This window comes from Alienimonas californiensis (genome assembly GCF_007743815.1).
Classification (GTDB): domain Bacteria; phylum Planctomycetota; class Planctomycetia; order Planctomycetales; family Planctomycetaceae; genus Alienimonas; species Alienimonas californiensis.
In genome coordinates, this window is record NZ_CP036265.1 from 4,529,084 (window position 1) to 4,543,697 (window position 14,614).

Sequence of the window (14,614 nt, forward strand, 5' to 3'; positions counted from 1 at the left end):
GGAGGGCTCACGCCCACCGCTCGCCTAGAACCCCGGACCGTACCGCTTGAGCCTCGACGGACTGAATCCCCCGCAGCGCGAGGCCGTGCGACACCGGGAGGGGCCGCTGCTGGTGCTCGCCGGGGCGGGCACCGGCAAGACGCGGGTGATCACGCACCGCCTCGCGGAGTTGGTCCGCGGCGGCACGTCGGCGGATCGCACGCTGTCGGTCACCTTCACGAACAAGGCAGCGAAGGAGATGCGGGAGCGGGCCGCCGCGATCCTGCACCCCGGCCGCAAGCGGCGGCGGGGCGAGGCGACGCCGGTCATCAGCACCTTTCACGCGCTCTGCCTGCGGATTCTGCGACAGGAGACGGCCCACGTCGGTCTGCCGGAGCGGTTCGCCATCTTCGACCGCGGCGATCAGGAAAGCGCCGCCCGCGGGGTGCTCCGGGAGGTGAAGCTGGCCGACGGAGCCCTGAAGCCGGGCGATCTGCTGGCCCGGATCAGCAAATGGAAAACGGCCGGCCTCTCGCCGGCGGAGGCCGTCGGGGCAGTGGAGGACGACCGCGACTTCCTCGCGGCCCTCGCCTACCGCAAATACGCCGACAAACTGCGGGCCGAGGGCGGGGTCGACTTCGACGATCTACTTCTCCTCGTCCTCCGCCTGTTCCGAGAACGGCCCGATCGGCTGGCGTACCACGCCGGCCGCTTCGATTTCGTCCAGGTGGACGAGTATCAGGACACAAACGGCGTCCAGTTCGGCGTGCTGAAGGCCCTCGTCGACGGGCACCGCAACCTCTGCGTGGTGGGCGACGACGATCAGTCGATCTACGGCTGGCGCGGCGCGGACGTGGAGCACATCCTGCACTTCGCCTCGCACTTTCCCGGGGCGAAGGTGATTCGGCTGGAGGAGAACTACCGCTGCGCCGCCCCGGTGATCGAGTGGTCCAACCGCCTCGTCACGTTCAACAAGGACCGGCACAAAAAGACGCTCACCCCGGCCCGGCGGGTGACGAACCCGGTGAAGGTCACGCCCTACCAGGACGCGGACGTCGAAGCGGAGCAGACCGTCCTGGAGATCGACTTCCTCACCAAGCAGCGGGGCGTGAACCCGGGCGACGTCGCCATCCTGCACCGCACCGCCGACCAGACGCGGCCGTTCGAAGAACACCTCCGCAAGCGGCAGATCCCGTACGAAGTCGTCGGCGGGCAGAGCTTTTTCGACCGGAAAGAGGTGAAGGACGTCCTCTCCCTCCTGCGGGCGGTGGAGTCCGAGCGGGACGACCGGGCGCTGCTGCGGATCGTGAACGTCCCGCCTCGGGGCATCGGGCAGACGACGGTCAAGGACACGCTGGACGAAGCCGTCCGGACCGGCGCCTCCTTCTGGGACGCCGCCGAGGCCCGCATCGGCCGCGGCGAGATCAATCCGAAGACGGCGACGGCTCTGCGGGGGTTCCGCTCGCTGCTGGCGGAGTTTCGCCGGAAGGCGGCCACGTCCCGCGACCTCTCCGGCGTCGCCGCCAGCCTGCTGGAGCGGGTCGACTACGAATCCGAGATCGACCGCCGCTACGACAACCCGCAGGAACGGATCGCCCGCAGCGGCGGCGTCGAAGCGGTCCTGGATTCGATCCGGTCTTACTACGCTGAGGCGAAGACGCCGACGCTGGCCGGCTATCTGCAGGAGACCACGCTCGGCGAGCGGGAGGTGGAGGACAAGAAAGAGGAGGGCCCCGGCAAGGCGGTCGTGTTGATGACGCTGCACTCCGCCAAGGGGCTGGAGTTCCCGCGGGTGTACCTCGTCGGCCTGGAGGAGGGCGTGTTGCCCCACAAGCGGAGCGTGGAACTGGGCACGCGGGCGGCGATGGAGGAGGAGCGCCGGCTGTGCTACGTCGGCCTGACCCGGGCGCGGGACTACCTCACGCTTTCCTACTGCCTCGGCCGCCGCGCCCGCGGCCGGACGAAGCCCTGCCACCCGAGCCGGTTCCTCGCCGAGATGAGCGGCAAGCAGTGGCCCGGCCCGCCGAAGGAGGAGAGCAAGCCGAAGGTCTTCGTCCCCCGCCGGGCCAAGGGCAGCGGCCGGTCGGCCAAGGTGACCCACACGCGGAACCGGCGATGAGCGATCCCATCACGCTCGCCGTGGACGCCGCCGGGCGGACGACGTCGCTCTGCCTCGCCGTTCCCGGGACCGAACCGAAGTTAGCCCCGCTCGACTCCCGCGGCCGGCGGAACGGGCGGGTGCTGATCCCGGAGGCGGTCGCCCTCTGCGAACGGCATGGCCTGCGGCTGGCGGACGTGGGGTTGGTCTGCGTGACCCTCGGCCCCGGCAGTTTCACCGGGCTGCGGTTGGCCGTCACCTTCGCGAAAACACTGGCCTTCGCCGCCGGCTGCGACGCGGTGGGGGTACCCTCGCACCTCGCCCTGGAACGCCTCGTGCAGCGGCGCGATCCGCCGGGGACGCGGTTGCGGATCGTCAGCGACGCCCTGCGGGGCGACTTCTATCTGACGGAGGTTTCGACCGCCGGCCTTGGCGAACTGCCGATCGCGGACGGGCCGCGGCTGGTTTCGTCGGTGGAGGGGCCGGGCGAACTGCTCCGCGTGGGGCAGGACCCGGGCGGGGCCGCGGACGCCCGCACCACGCTGACCGTCGGTTTGGAGCGTTGGCGGGCCGGGCTGCGGGACGATCCCTTCGCACTCGTGCCGCTGTACGTCCGGCGCAGCAGCGCCGAAGAAACGGCCGACTCCGAGCCGAGATAAGCAGAACGGCCGCTCTCCGACTTGGGCGGGGTGCCCGCCGGGGGTACATTCTTCCCAAGCCCCGCCTTTCCCCGCCGGTGATCCGATGGCTCTGTACGAAATCGAGACCTCCGCGCACATTATGATTTCTGAGGCGGACACCGAGGAAGCCGCCCGCGAAGTCGCCCGGGAGCACTACCCGGAAGAGGACGTGCTGCGGGTCGCCCGCCGCCCGCGCGACGTGTGGGTCATCTCCAAGGGTCTGCTGGGCATCCGCGGCGCCGCGGCCCCGGACACCAACGCCCGCGAGTGCCTCGCCCGCGCCGCCGGCGACAAGCTGCACGCGATCCGGCTCTACATGCTGGACACCGGCACCGACCTGCACGAGGCCCAGCGGGCGATCGAAACGAACATGAGCCTTGGGTGGTGACGTAGGGTCCGCTCTGCGGACCGTTTGAAACGATCCGGCTCTCTGAGGAACGGTCCGCACAGCGGACCCTACGAGACCGCGTCGCGCACGAGGTCCGCGTCGAAGTAGTTCACGCCCATGCCGGCGTCGATCGTCAGGTGCTGGGCGTTGATCCCGCTGGAGCGGGGACTGAGCAGGAACGCGACCCCGTTCGCCACCTCCGGCGTCGTCACGGCCTCACGCCGCAGCGTGGCCCGTTCGGCGAACAGGTAGCTGTCGAGGTAGCCGGGAATGCCGGCGGAGCTTTGCGTCTTCAACAGGCCCGGCCCGACCGCGTTGAACCGCACCTTCGAGAACCGTGAAAAACTCTTGGCGAGGAAGCAGACGGAGGAGTCCAGCGCCGCCTTCACCGGGGCCATGTAGCCGTAGTTCTCGGCGGCCATGCGGGTGGTCGAGATGCTGATCGTCACCACACTGCCGCTCTCCGGGTCCAGCCGGTCCGACAGGGCGTTCGACAGGGCCGTCAGCGAGAAGCAGGAAATATCCACGGCCTGCAGGAACGCCGCCCGGGGGGTCTCGTGGAAGGGCAGCCAGCCGGCGGAGTAGTCCGCGAAGGCCACGCTGTGCACCAGCCCGGCCAGCGGGGTCGCCCGCAGATCGTCGGCGAGGTCCGTCGCCAGTTGGTCGATCGAGTCCTGATCGGCCACGTCGCAGACGAAGACCGTCATGTCGCCGCAGAACTTCCGCACCTTCTCGCGGCGCTCCGCGGTGTGCACGGCGAGCTTCACCTCGGCCCCGGCGTCCGCCAGCAGTTTCGCCGTGTGCCAGCCGACGCTCTTTTTGTTCGCGACCCCCGTAACCAGCACAGGCTTGCCGGCCAATTGGAGGAAGTCGAGCGGGGGCGAAGCGGCGGCGTTCTCGGCGGTCATGGGCGGATTGTGGGCCCGGCGGCGTTACCATGCGACCGATGTTCTCGCGCCGACTCCCGCTCGCCACGCTCGCCCGGCTGTGCCGTTCGCTGGCGACGTTGCTGGACAGCGGCGTCACGCTGACGAAGGCCCTGTCAGTGGCGGGATCGAAGTCGGGGGATCACCGCCTCTCGAAGCGGCTCGCCGAGGTGACGTCCGGGGTGAAGCGGGGCGAGGAGCTGCACGTCGCCTTCGCCGGCACGGAGGGGGCCTTTCCCCGCCTGTTCCTCGAACTGGTACAGATCGCCGAGGGCACCGGCCACCTTCCGGAGGTGCTCCGCAGCCTCGCCGACCACTACGACAACCTGCTCCGGTTGAAGAAGGCGTTTCTCGCTCAGATCGCTTGGCCGATTTTTCAGCTAGCGGTCGCGGTGCTGGTGATCGGCTTCGTGATCTGGCTGCTCGGCCAGATCGGCGACGGCGAAACGGATACGCTCGGCCTCGGCCTGATCGGCGGGACGGGCGCCGCGATCTGGTTCGGCACGGCGGGGGCGCTCGTCGGCGGGGGCGTGTTGCTGTACCAACTGGGCAAACAATCGCTGCGGTGGCGCCGCTCGGTGGACGCGGCGTTGCTGCGAGTCCCGGTGATCGGGGGGTGCCTGCAGAACTTCGCCCTCGCCCGGTTCAGCTGGGCCTTCGCCCTGACGCAGAACGCGGGCATGGACGTGCGGAACTCGCTGACCGCGAGCCTCAACGCCACGGAGAACGGCGCCTACGCCGCGGCCGCCCCGCAGGTGTGGGCGGAGATCAGCGCCGGCGGGGAACTGACCGAGGCTCTCGCCTCCACCCATCTATTTCCGGCGCAATACCTGTCGATGGTCGACGTCGCGGAGGCGTCCGGCAGCGTGCCGGAGATGCTGGACCGGATCAGCCCGGACCTCGAAGCCGACGCCCGCCGCAGCCTCACGGTCCTTTCCGCGGCGGTGGGGTGGCTGGTCTGGTCGCTGGTCGCCGGGTTCATCATCTTCCTAATTTTCAGTATCATTTTCCGATATTTGAGCATGCTGGACGCGGCCGCCAGCGGGAACCTCGACGCGTTTTGATGTCTGATCCGTTCGCATTCGATCTCGCCGCGACCGACGGCGCCGCCCGGGCCGGCACGTGGAGCACGCCGCACGGCGCCGTGCCGACGCCCGCCTTCATGCCGGTCGGCACTGCCGGGTCGGTGAAGGGGGTGATGCCTGAACAGCTGGCCGCAATCGGCTCCACGCAGATTCTGGCGAACACCTATCACCTCGCCCTGCGGCCGGGCGCCGACGTGGTGGCTGAACTCGGCGGGCTGCACCGAATGATGGCCTGGGACGGGCCGATCCTCACCGACAGCGGCGGGTTCCAGGTCTTCAGCCTCGCGGCGCTGGCGACGATGACGGAGGAGGGGGTGCGGTTCACCTCCCACATTGACGGGGCGAAGATGGACCTCACGCCGGAGGACAGCGTCGACGTGCAGGCCCAACTGGGCGCCGACGTGATGATGTGCCTCGATGAATGCCCCCCGCTGCCTTGTGAGCCGGAGCGGATGCAGGCGGCGGTGGACCGCACCACCCGCTGGGCGCAGCGCTGCCGCGATCAGTGGGACGCCCGGGACCGCCGCACGGCGGGGGGCGATCCGCAGGCGCTGTTCGGGATCGTGCAGGGCGGCGTCGACCCGGCGATGCGGGAACGCAGCGCCCGCGGGCTGCTCCCGCTGGAGTTCCCCGGCTACGCCATCGGCGGGCTCTCCGTCGGCGAAGCTCCGTCAGAGATGTATCGCACGCTGGAGGCGACCACGCCGTTCCTCCCCGTCGAGAAACCCCGCTACCTGATGGGCGTCGGCACGCCGACCGATCTGCTGCACGCGGTGATGCGGGGGGTGGACCTGTTCGACTGCGTCATGCCGACGCGCAACGGCCGCAACGGGAGCGTGTTCACCTCCGCGGGCACGTTGAAGATCAAGAACGCCGCCCACGCCCGGGACGATTCGCCGATCGACCTCTCCTGCGACTGCCCGGCGTGCAAACGGGGCGGGCCGGGGAGTTTCAGCCGGGGCACGCTGCGGCACCTGTTCCTCGCGGGGGAGATGCTGGCGCCGATTCTGCTCTCGCTCCACAACCTGCGGTTCTACCACCGCCTGCTCGCCGAACTGCGGGCGGCGATCGTGCGGGGCGAGGCGAGGGCCTTTGTCGCGGCCGAGTTGGCAAAGTGGGGCGGCGGGGCGAACGTTGCGGCCGTGAATCCGCCCCCCGGCGACCCGACAGCCGTCCCCATACGCCCCTGAGTCGGGCGTCGCGACCGGGGAAATCGTGAGCGGGTTGTTCGGGTGAAGCCGGAAAACTAGCATGCGCGGCCCGCCCGCCGGCCGCGCCGTTCGTTACGTGCCGATCGACGTCGCGGCGTGGCCCACCCCGATGTTCATCGCTGCCAAAACGGGATCCCGCGGCGTTCCGCGGACCGATCCCCCGCCCGCGGGCGGCTCAGGACGAGACCGAACCGAACCGACATGACGCTTTCGCCGCTGCTCCCCTTGCGCATTTCCCGTTCGGTCCGGCCGCCCGCCGCCGATCGTCTCGTGCCGGTCGCGCTCGCCGCCCTGCTGTGCCTGTTCGCGGCGACCGCCGCCCCGGCTCAGGAAGATCTGGCGGCCCCGCCGCAGCCGGACCCCACGCCGGAGATCACCGACGGCACGGTGTTCACCACCGACGGCGGCCTGGACGAGGGAGCCGACGGCGATCCCGCGACCGTCGAGGAGGTCGGCCTCGGCGCCGACAATGACGAGGGCGAGTTCCAGACGGACGGGGACAAGGGCAACGAGGCCGACCAGGTCGTCGTGCCGGCGTGGATCACGATCCTGACGGTCGCCTGCGTCTTCATCATCCCGTTTCTGATCAGCTACCTGCTCGGCCGGAGCTGGCGGATGAAGGACGTGCCGATGCGGCTCGGCCTCGTGCTATTCCTCGCCGCGCTGGGGCTCACGCCGTTCATCTACAACGGCTTCGCGGCTCAGGCGGCCGGGCTGACCTTCATGGACGGCGTCCGCAGCAGCCTGAAGCTCGGCATCGACCTCGCCGGCGGCACGAACATGGTGTTCCAGGTCGACCAGGAGAAGCTCGGCCCGGAAGGCCCGGATCGCAAGGAGATCACCCCGGAGATCATGGACCGGATGGTCGGGGCCATTGGCAAGCGCATTAACCCCTCCGGCACCGAGGAAGTCACCGTCCGCCGCGTCGGTCAGGACCGGATCGAGCTGATCGTGCCGGGCGCCGACCCGGAGAAGGTGGAGCGCCTCCGCCGGGCTGCCACCACGCTGGGGAACTTGGAGTTCCTCATCCTCGCCAACACCACCGACCACCGCGACCTGATCGAACGCGGCCGGACCCTGTCCGGCACCGAGCGGGTCGTGCGTCGCGGGCCGAACCCCGCCGCGGCGTGGAAGGACGTCGGGCGGAACAAGGACGGGTCGCTCTCGCTGGAAGACGCCCTGAACACCCGGGGCATCAACGCCTTCCGCTTTGTGGACGAGGACGGCCAGATCCTCGCGACGCCCCCCGCGGGCATTGAGGTGCGGCCCACCGACGGCGTGCGGGCGCAGGTGCTCACCGTGCTGCCGCGGCCGGGCAAAGAGGTGGACGGCAAGTTCCTCACCCGGGCCCGCAACTCCCGCGACCCGGACAGCGGCCGCCCGATGGTGTCGTTCAACTTCGACACGCAGGGCGCCTACCGCTTCCAGGCCCTCACCTCCGCGAACCTCTCCACCGACGCCGTTCGCAAGCGGCTGGCCGTTGTGCTGGACGAAGAGGTCCGCAGTGCCCCGGGCATCAACGGCGTGATCTCCAGCAGCGGCGTGATCGAAGGCGATTTCACCTCCGCCGAGGTCGACGAGATCGTCGACGTCCTCAACGCGGGCGCCCTGGAAGTCCCGCTGGACCCGACGCCCGTCAGCGAGTTCACCGTCTCCCCGCTCCTGGGCGAGGACACGGTCCGCAAGGCCGTCTACAGCATCCTGGGCGCCGGCTTGGTCGTGCTGCTGTTCATGGCGATTTACTACATGTGGCTCGGGCTGGTGGCGGACCTCTGCCTGGTCCTCAACCTGATCCTCGTGCTGGGCGTGATGAGCCTGATCGAGGCGACCTTCACCCTGCCGGGCCTGGCGGGCATCGTGTTGACGATCGGCATGGCGGTGGACGCCAACGTGCTGATCTTCGAGCGGATCCGTGAGGAGCAGGCCCGCGGGTCGAGCCTGCGGATGAGCATTCAGAACGGCTTCGGCAAGGCGTTCTCGACCATCGTCGACGCCAACGTGACGACGCTGATTACCGCCCTGATCCTGTTCCTGATCGGCACCGACCAGGTCCGCGGCTTCGCGGTGACGCTGTTTATCGGCATCGTCTGCTCCATGTTCACGGCCCTCTACTTCGGCCGCCTGCTGTGCGACATCCTGGAGCGGAAGCGCTGGGTGAAGTCCTTCAAGATGTTCTCCTTCGTCGGGGACACCAACATCGACTTCGCCAGCAAGGCGAACCTGGCCTTCACGGTCTCCTGCGTGGTGCTCCTGGCGGGCATCGGGTTGATCGCGGTCCGCGGGGCGAACCTGCTGGATATCGACTTCCGCGGCGGCACGATGGTCACGTTCCAGTTGGATCAGTCCGAGAGCGCCGCCGAGGTGCGGGAAGACCTGGAGGGTCTGCCGGCCTTCCGCGGGAACGTCTCCGTGGAACGGCTGGAGTTGGACACCGACGCCCCCGGCGAGGAAGGCCGGCGGTTCCGGGTTCGTACGACCCTGCGGGATCGGCAGCTTGAAGAGGATCCCGCGGCGTTCGGCGGCGCCACGAGCGTCGCCCAACTCGTCGCCGAAGCCTTTGCGGCAACCGGCACCGTCAACGTTCGCCGCGTGACCGTGGAGAACCTCGGTGCGGTGGAGACGTTGGACGGCGCCGGCCGCAAGGCCGTGAACCTGACCTTCTCCGAACCCATCGGCACGACCACCGTGCGGCGGGAACTCGGCGACGCCACCGCGAAACTCGCCGCGGAGCAGGGGCAGCCCATCGACGATCCGCAGGCGCCCTACACCGTCCGCGGGCGGGGCGAAGCGACCGGCGGGGAAGGGGAGGCGGGCAGCTATCAGTCCGTCCGCGTCATCGCCTCCGGCGCCGTCTCGGACGAACGGTTCGCCGAGGCCCTGGCCGTGATGCAGGCCGACCTGGAGCTGAGCCCGGTGTTCGACGAGGTGAACAGCTTCGACAGCGCCGTCGCCGGCGAGATGCAGCGGTCGGCGATCTTCGCGATCCTGGCCAGCCTCGTGGCGATCGTCGCCTATATCTGGTTGCGTTTTCAGCGGGTCGACTTCGGCCTCGCCGCGGTCGCGGCGCTGGTGCACGACGTGACGTTCGTGCTCGGCGCCGTCGCTCTGGCGAACTGGCTGGTCGGCGGGCTGAACGCCGGCCCGGCGGTCGGCTGGCTGGGGCTGGAGGAGTTCAAGATCAACCTCCCGATGATCGCCGCCCTGCTGACGGTCATCGGCTACAGCCTGAACGACACGATCGTCGTGTTCGACCGCATCCGCGAGGTCCGCGGCAAGAACCCGGGGCTGTCCAAGGACATCATCAATCGCAGCCTCAACCAGACGCTCTCCCGGACGCTGCTCACCTCGCTGACGACGCTGATCGTGGTCGGCATCCTGTACGTGTTCGGCGGCGAGGGCATCCACGGGTTCGCCTACTGCCTGGTGGTCGGCATCCTCATCGGGACCTACTCGTCGCTGTACATCGCCACGCCGGTCCTGCTGTGGTTGATGAACCGCAACACGAACAAGCCCGTCGCCACCTCCCCGCCGGTCAGCGAACCGGCCACGGCGAGGGTCGCCTAACTTCGAAAGACCAAGACCGAGACTTCAGGAACCAACACGTCTACCATCGCCGCAAGAGCGGCGACCCCGCGTTTGGTTCTTGATTTCTTAGTCTTGAAACTTTTCGTGCCATGTCAGAGTTCCTCTACGACCGCCCGCGGCCGGACCTGCTGGAGACGTTTGAGAACCCGTACCCCGAACGGGACTACGAGATCACGCACGTCGCCCCGGAGTTCACCAGCGTGTGCCCGAAGACCGGCCATCCGGACTACGGCACGCTCACGCTGAAGTTCGTGCCGCGGGATCGGTGCGTCGAGTTGAAGAGCTTGAAGCTGTTTTACCAGAGCTTCCGCAACCACGGAGCGTTCTACGAGGCGGTGACGAACCAGATCGCCGACGAACTGATCCGGCTGATGGAGCCGAAGTCGTTGGAGCTGACCGCCGAGTGGACGCCCCGCGGGGGGCTGCACAGCGTGATCCGGGTGACGCACGACGGCCGCTGAAGTGCGGGAACCGGAAGGCGTCGTCCGGATTATGCGGCGGGACCGCGGGGGTTCGCTCGGGGTTTCGCGGCGAACCGTTTGACCCCCCGCCGTGTCCGGGTAGAGTAGGGCCGTCCTGAGCGACCGAGACCTCGGTTTCGGTTCGATCGCTGCACGCTCCGTTCGTCTAGCCCGGCCCAGGACACCGCCCTCTCACGGCGGAGACACGGGTTCAAATCCCGTACGGAGTACTGCACCGCGCCCGCGGGCCTCTCACGAGGCCCGCGGGCGTTTTTCGTATAGAACCTCTGCCCCCCGCGATCGCTCAGGCGTTGCGGCCGAAGGTCATGATGGTGATGTCGTCGTTCTGTTCGCGGCCGGCGGCGTGGGTGCGGACCTCCTTCAGCAACGCCCGCCCCAACTCGGCGGCGTCGGCGGGGCCGTTCATCAAGAACTGTTTGACCCGTGCCTTGGTGAACAGGTCGCCGGAGGGGTTCATCGCCTCGTCCACCCCGTCGGTGATGATCAGCGCCGTCTCTCCGGGCTGCATCGTGCGGGAGACGGTCTCGAACGGGTAGCCGTCGACCACCCCCACCGGCAGGCCCACGGTCTCGTCGTCGAACTCGAAAAAGCCGCCGTCGGCGCTGCGGAACAGGGGGCTCATATGGCCGCCGTTGACCACGTCAATCTTGCCGGTCTCCGGGTCGAGCAGCACCAGCACGAAGGTGACGAACCGACCCTCCGCCATGTTCCGACACATGTGGGAGTTGATCTGGGAGAACGCCGTCCCCGCATCGTGCACGTTGGCGAGCACGCTCTGGACGCAGGCGCTCATACGGCCCATCACGAGAGCGCCCGGCACGCCCTTGCCGGCGACGTCCCCGAAGGCGAGAGCGATCTTTCCGTTGGGCAGGGTGAACGCGTCGTAGTAGTCGCCGCCGACGGCCTGAGCGGCGTCGTAGCTGGCGAAGAAGCTGTAGCCGTCGTGCTGGGGCATCTCGTCCGGGAGCAGGGTGCGCTGCACCTGCTTGGCGATCTGCATTTCGCTGTCTTGCTTCTTCTTTTGCAGGGCGGCGACCAGCAGGCGGTGGCTCTCGTAGCTCATCGCCGCCTGCCCGGCGACGGCTTGCAGCAGGTCGAGGTCCTCGGATTTGAACTGCGTGATCGGGTTCTGCGTGTCGAGGTGGATCACGCCGGTGACGTCCCCGTCCAGCGAAAGCATCGGCACGCTCATCATCGAGCGGATCGCCAGGCTGGAGATGCTCTCGCTGGCGTCGAACACGCTGTCGCTGCTGGCGTCGGCGGAGAGGTAGCCGGTCTTCTCCTCGACGACCTTCCGCAGGATCGTGCGGCTCATTTTGACGGAGGAGTCTTCCCCCTGCTGCCGCTGCTTTTGGGCGGCGGGATAGAACCCGGCGCTGAGGTCGCCCCCCCGGCGGAGCAGGATCACGCCGCGATCCGCCCCCGGAAAGATGTTGAACAGGGTTTGGAGAACCTGCGGGAGCAGGCCGGCGACGTCGTCCGCCGCGGCGGCCGCGGCGAGGTCCCGGGCGATACTGATGACCGCCTCGAGCTTCTGCTGCGGGCGGACGTCCAACAGCCCGTACCCGCTGCCGGCCGAGGCGCTGCCGGTAACGGTGGCGCTCTCCAGCCCCTCTTCAGTCAGCGAGAACGAGATATCGGACTCGAGGCTGGGTGCCGACCGGCGCTGCGGCGAGTCATCTTCGAACCGGGCCAGGACCGGGCCGAACTTCAGCCGGTCGCCGTTATTCAGGTCGACCGGCGCCGTGATCCGCTTGCCGTTCAGAAACGTGCCGTTGCCGCTGTCCAGGTCCTCCAGCGTCCACGGGCCGTCGTCGCCGCCCTTCCGCGACAGGATCGCATGGCGGCGGGAGACCATGTTGCTGTCGATCTGAACGTCGACCTCCGGAAGTCGTCCCACGACGGCCCGCTCGCCGCTGATGCGGCGCGTGTCGGGGGTCTCCCCTTGAAGCAGGACGAGCTTGGGCATCGGCGGGTCGGGGGCGGGGCGAAGCGGGCCGCGGCGGGACCGCGAAGATACCGCTGCCGGTACCGGGATTCATCCCGTACTTCCGGGCCGACGCTCAGCCGCCGAAGAGGCGTTCGGAGTTTCCTCGCAGGACTTTCAGACCGAACTCTACGGTCCGCTCCTCGCTCCAGCCGCGGCCCTCACAGAACTCCGCCGCCAGTTCCTTCGCCAACAGGCGGCGGTACATGGCGAACTTCGGCAGCACGAACTCCAGCTTGTAGGCGTCGGAGTAGTACCCGATCTGCTTGTCCCCCGGCACCGCCTGCAAGCGGGCCCGCAGGTCCGGGGCGATGTGGGCGGGGATGTTCGAGTACCACCAATGCCCACTGGTGACGACGTTCGGGAAGATCCAGGCGTAGCTGACCAGTTCCTGATTCATCGTCGGCGCCAGCACGCTGACGGGGAACGTCACCTCCGGGAAGGCGTTGAACAGATCGGCGTACTGACTAAGGCTGCACCGGCTGTCGTACAGGTCCCGACCCTGATGCACGCCGGCCGGGTAGACGTTTCGGTTCACGCCGATCATCAGATCGAACGGTAGCCCGAACTCGCGGCAGTGCTCGGCGAGGGTGCGGAAGACGAGGTGCGACAGGTTCTCCGCCGCGTAATCCTCCACGTCGTCCACGAGGCCGAACCAGGCGGCGTCGTCATCGAAGTCCCCGTCGCCGCCGTCGTCCGACGCCGCGATCGCCCGGTCTCGCAGGTCGTCATCGCCGAAGGCGATCCGCAGCGACAGGGCGTGCAGCCGGTGGTCGTCGTCGGGCTCCATCCGGGGCTCGAACCACGGCGGGAGCGAGATCGCACAGGCCCGGGCGCCCTTGCTAGTGAAGTTTTCGAATAGACCGCGAATCGCCGCCCGCAGGCTGTCGACGTCGCCCACCTCGACCCCCGTCGCCTTCGCCAGCCGCTCGCGGACTTCCGGCGTGTGCAGCTTGAAGACGAGACCGTCCGTCCGCAGGCAGGGCACGTAGAAGTTCGTGTCGAAGTCGGCGAGCGGGTCGTCGAAGTCGTTCGTCAGGAAGACCTTTTCGAGGTTCGTCTGCTTGATAATGCGGTCCGTGTAGCCGGGCTCGGCCATCTGCCTGGCCGATTCGTCGTACAGCGCCTCCCAGTTGTCGCGAGTCAGGCGGTCGCCCTCCCAACCGAAGAAGGTCTGGGCCAGTTCGGTGAACCAGCTGAGTTGGACGGTGTTGTCCAACCGTTCGAGCGTCGGCACGAGGTTGGCGACGAGTTCTTTCGGATCGAGCCGACCGGCCTTCGGTTCAATCTGCTCCTTGGCGAGGCCGGCGGAGCGAGCCAGTTCCGTGTAGTAGTGATAGCCGAGGATGTCCGCGAGGTTTTCGCTGGTGGGCGAGTGCGGGTTGATGTGGGAGTGCGGATCCAAGATCGGCGCCGCCTCCAGCCCGGAGAGGATGCGATCGGCAGCAGTTTCATTCGGCACGGGAGCGACTCCGGAGGGGGGAGCCGGATGATGCCGAATCGCGACCAAAGCCGCGACCCACGGGGCGGCCCCGCGGTTACACTGGGACCATGGTCGCCTCTACGCTGCTGATCGCCGACCCGCGAGTTTCGGTCCCACTCCTCGAGGACCGCAAAAAAAGCGGTCTTGATCGCTGGGACGAGGTCTGGGACGGAAAGTACGTCTTCATGCCTCTGCCCGGAAATCAGCATCAACACCTCGTCAACCGGATTGCGTTCCAGTTGACCCGTCACCTCGATGAAGAAGGGGCCTCGGAGGCGGTCCAGCCCGGCGCCAACGTCTCCGACCGCGCCGACGACTGGACGCAGAATTACCGCTGCCCCGACGTGGTGGTCTACCTGCCGGAGAACTCGGCGGAGGACCGCGGCAGCCACTGGCACGGCGGGCCGGATCTGGCCGTCGAGGTGCTCTCGGAAGGGGACCTGGCCCTCGAAAAACTGCCGTTTTACGCCTCGGTGGGCGTGCGGGAACTTTGGCTGCTCGACCGCGCCCCGTGGCGACTCTCCCGCTACCGGCTGTCTGACGGGGCGCTGGTCGCCGACGGCGTGGCGGAGCCGGGCGGGGCGGCGGTCCGCAGCGTGGTGCTTCCGTTGGACTGGTCTTTGACGGCGGAGGAGCCGCCGGCGGTCCGTCTCGCGACGGCGGAATGACGGGACGGTCGGACGAATCGACCGGCTCGCCTACCATGCTCC

General features: G+C 68.4%; 11 protein-coding genes and 1 tRNA gene. 9 read left to right on the plus strand and 3 right to left on the minus strand.

What is annotated here, in order from left to right; all coding sequences use genetic code 11:
* Nucleotides 1-46: 46 nt before the first annotated feature.
* From CA12_RS18000 to CA12_RS18010, 3 genes are all read left to right on the plus strand, one after another.
* Complete coding sequence (locus CA12_RS18000; RefSeq protein WP_145360376.1) at nt 47-2,098, plus strand: ATP-dependent helicase; 2,052 nt, start codon at nt 47-49, stop codon at nt 2,096-2,098.
* Entirely contained in the window at nt 2,095-2,736 is a 642-nt protein-coding gene (gene tsaB / locus CA12_RS18005) for a tRNA (adenosine(37)-N6)-threonylcarbamoyltransferase complex dimerization subunit type 1 TsaB (RefSeq protein WP_145360377.1), read from the plus strand. The genes CA12_RS18000 and tsaB overlap by 4 nt, the downstream gene beginning before the upstream one ends.
* Before the next feature lie 85 nt (nt 2,737-2,821).
* The gene (locus tag CA12_RS18010; RefSeq protein ID WP_145360378.1) at nt 2,822-3,145 is read left to right on the plus strand and encodes a DUF6793 family protein; all 324 of its coding nucleotides are present in this window, start codon (nt 2,822-2,824) and stop codon (nt 3,143-3,145) included.
* Nucleotides 3,146-3,213: 68 nt separating this feature from the next.
* Here the strand turns inward: CA12_RS18010 and CA12_RS18015 are convergent, their stop codons facing one another.
* Nucleotides 3,214-4,053 carry an enoyl-ACP reductase FabI gene (locus CA12_RS18015; RefSeq protein WP_145360379.1) on the minus strand — a complete coding sequence of 280 codons (840 nt, stop codon included), beginning with the start codon at nt 4,051-4,053 and terminating at the stop codon, nt 3,214-3,216.
* Nucleotides 4,054-4,091: 38 nt separating this feature from the next.
* Here CA12_RS18015 and CA12_RS18020 point away from each other — a divergent pair, with 38 nt between their 5' ends.
* From CA12_RS18020 to CA12_RS18040, 5 genes are all read left to right on the plus strand, one after another.
* Nucleotides 4,092-5,135: a type II secretion system F family protein gene (locus CA12_RS18020; RefSeq protein ID WP_145360380.1), complete on the plus strand. Its 1,044-nt coding sequence runs from the start codon at nt 4,092-4,094 to the stop codon at nt 5,133-5,135.
* Nucleotides 5,135-6,346, plus strand: a complete 1,212-nt coding sequence (tgt, locus tag CA12_RS18025; protein WP_145360381.1) for a tRNA guanosine(34) transglycosylase Tgt — start codon at nt 5,135-5,137, stop codon at nt 6,344-6,346. Before CA12_RS18020 ends, tgt begins: the two co-directional genes overlap by 1 nt.
* A gap of 291 nt (nt 6,347-6,637) precedes the next feature.
* Complete coding sequence (gene secD / locus CA12_RS18030; protein WP_242688007.1) at nt 6,638-9,931, plus strand: protein translocase subunit SecD; 3,294 nt, start codon at nt 6,638-6,640, stop codon at nt 9,929-9,931.
* A gap of 110 nt (nt 9,932-10,041) precedes the next feature.
* Nucleotides 10,042-10,413, plus strand: a complete 372-nt coding sequence (gene queF, locus CA12_RS18035; protein ID WP_145360382.1) for a preQ(1) synthase — start codon at nt 10,042-10,044, stop codon at nt 10,411-10,413.
* Between the two features lie 155 nt (nt 10,414-10,568).
* Nucleotides 10,569-10,643 (plus strand) — tRNA-Glu (locus CA12_RS18040).
* Nucleotides 10,644-10,717: 74 nt separating this feature from the next.
* Here CA12_RS18040 and CA12_RS18045 read toward each other — a convergent pair.
* Together CA12_RS18045 and CA12_RS18050 are read right to left on the minus strand one after the other, a co-directional pair.
* Nucleotides 10,718-12,403 carry a SpoIIE family protein phosphatase gene (locus CA12_RS18045; RefSeq protein WP_145360383.1) on the minus strand — a complete coding sequence of 562 codons (1,686 nt, stop codon included), beginning with the start codon at nt 12,401-12,403 and terminating at the stop codon, nt 10,718-10,720.
* Between the two features lie 94 nt (nt 12,404-12,497).
* Nucleotides 12,498-13,883: a glucuronate isomerase gene (locus CA12_RS18050; RefSeq protein WP_207622037.1), complete on the minus strand. Its 1,386-nt coding sequence runs from the start codon at nt 13,881-13,883 to the stop codon at nt 12,498-12,500.
* An 89-nt stretch (nt 13,884-13,972) separates the two neighbouring features.
* On the opposite strand from CA12_RS18050, the gene CA12_RS18055 reads away from it, so the two are divergent.
* Nucleotides 13,973-14,572, plus strand: coding sequence for a Uma2 family endonuclease (locus CA12_RS18055; RefSeq protein WP_145360384.1), 600 nt, complete (start codon nt 13,973-13,975; stop codon nt 14,570-14,572).
* Nucleotides 14,573-14,614: the final 42 nt, after the last annotated feature.

Bases quoted from the DNA above. Each gene is read 5' to 3' on its own strand.
- tsaB (WP_145360377.1), top strand. From the start codon at position 2,095: ATGAGCGATCCCATCACGCTCGCCGTGGACGCCGCCGGGCGGACGACG.
- CA12_RS18010 (WP_145360378.1), top strand. From the start codon at position 2,822: ATGGCTCTGTACGAAATCGAGACCTCCGCGCACATTATGATTTCTGAG.
- CA12_RS18015 (WP_145360379.1), bottom strand. From the start codon at position 4,053: ATGACCGCCGAGAACGCCGCCGCTTCGCCCCCGCTCGACTTCCTCCAA.
- CA12_RS18020 (WP_145360380.1), top strand. From the start codon at position 4,092: ATGTTCTCGCGCCGACTCCCGCTCGCCACGCTCGCCCGGCTGTGCCGT.
- tgt (WP_145360381.1), top strand. From the start codon at position 5,135: ATGTCTGATCCGTTCGCATTCGATCTCGCCGCGACCGACGGCGCCGCC.
- queF (WP_145360382.1), top strand. From the start codon at position 10,042: ATGTCAGAGTTCCTCTACGACCGCCCGCGGCCGGACCTGCTGGAGACG.
- CA12_RS18045 (WP_145360383.1), bottom strand. From the start codon at position 12,403: ATGCCCAAGCTCGTCCTGCTTCAAGGGGAGACCCCCGACACGCGCCGC.
- CA12_RS18055 (WP_145360384.1), top strand. From the start codon at position 13,973: ATGGTCGCCTCTACGCTGCTGATCGCCGACCCGCGAGTTTCGGTCCCA.